A 1,507-nucleotide genomic window follows, 5' to 3' on the forward strand; every position below is an offset into this window, starting at 1 on the left:
AGGGCCAGCGCAAGAAGGGCGAGATTAGTGGGCAGAATATGTCCCTGGCCAAGGCTGACCTGCGCCGTCAGGGTATCAACCCCCTCAAGCTCAGCAAAAAGGCCAAACCGCTGTTTGGCGGCGGTGGTCCGCGCGGGCGCAAGATTGTCCCAAAGGATATCTCACTGTTCGCTCGGCAACTGGCCACCATGATGTCCTCCGGGGTGCCACTAGTTCAGTCTTTCGAGATCATGGCCAAGGGCAATGATAATGCCAATATGCGCAATCTTATCAATGCCATTAAGTCAGATATCGAGGGGGGCACAACACTAACCGAGGCCCTGCGCAGACACCCCAAGTACTTCGACGACCTCACCTGTAACCTGATCCACGCCGGTGAACAGGCCGGTATCCTAGAAAGCTTACTGGACAAGATCGCTACCTATAAAGAAAAGACCGAGGCGCTGAAGTCCAAGATCAAAAAAGCCTTGTTCTATCCCAGTGCGGTGCTAACCATGGCCTTCGTTATCACCGCCATCCTCCTGATCTTCGTTATCCCACAGTTTGAATCGCTGTTCGCCGGTTTTGGTGCCGACCTGCCGGCCCTGACCCAGTTCGTGGTCAAGCTATCCAAGTTCTTCCAGGCTTACTGGTTCCTGGTATTTGGTGGTATCGCTGCGGTCGGTTTTGCCTTTACCCAGGCGAAGGCAAAATCAAAGCGTTTTAGTAATGGGGTGGAACTTGCCTCACTGAAAATCCCGGTGATCGGTGACATCCTTAACAAAGGGGCCTTGGCCCGTTTCGCCCGTACCTTGTCAACCATGTTCGCGGCCGGTGTCCCGCTGGTAGAGGCGATGGAGTCTGTAGCTGGTGCAGTGGGGAATGTCAAATATCGCGAAGCGGTGATGAAGATGCGCGATGATGTTGCCGCCGGTACCTCGCTGACCGCATCGATGGAGCAGATCGGTGTCTTCCCCAACATGATGGTGCAAATGACCTCCATCGGTGAAGAGGCCGGTTCACTCGACGCCATGCTGGGCAAGGTTGCTGATTTCTATGAGGCTGAGGTTGATGACGCCGTTGATGCGCTCAGCAGTCTGCTGGAGCCCATGATCATGGCCGTACTCGGGGTGCTGGTGGGCGGTCTGGTTGTCGCCATGTACCTACCGATCTTCCAGATGGGTGCCATTATGTAGGCTGGCCCAGTCCATCCTGCTCAATACGCCATGTTGGAAGAGATCAGCCTACTCATGCAACAGCATCCCCTGCTGTTTGCCTCCGTTGCGGCCCTATTCGGACTGTTTGTCGGCAGTTTTCTGAATGTGGTGATCTACCGCATGCCTGTGATGATGCAACGCAGCTGGCGCAGCCAGTGCCAGGAATTGTTGGAGCTCAAGCAGGACAAATCGGAACCATTCAATCTGAGCCGTCCCCGTTCACGCTGCCCCCACTGCGGGCACCTGATCGGTGCGCTGGAGAACATCCCGGTACTCAGCTATCTGCTGCAAAGGGGCCGATGCCGACACTG

Annotated in this window: 2 protein-coding genes; both read left to right on the forward strand. The window is 55.7% G+C overall.

Going from position 1 to position 1,507, the window contains the following annotated elements:
* The coding region (locus IBX51_RS15035; protein WP_291832139.1) for a type II secretion system F family protein at positions 1-1,175 on the forward strand (1,175 nt) is incomplete at its 5' end.
* A gap of 54 nt (positions 1,176-1,229) precedes the next feature.
* The coding region (locus IBX51_RS15040; RefSeq protein ID WP_291832140.1) for a prepilin peptidase at positions 1,230-1,507 on the forward strand (278 nt) is incomplete at its 3' end.

Origin of the sequence: Marinobacter sp. (assembly GCF_014859525.1) — a bacterium.
Classification (GTDB): domain Bacteria; phylum Pseudomonadota; class Gammaproteobacteria; order Pseudomonadales; family Oleiphilaceae; genus Marinobacter.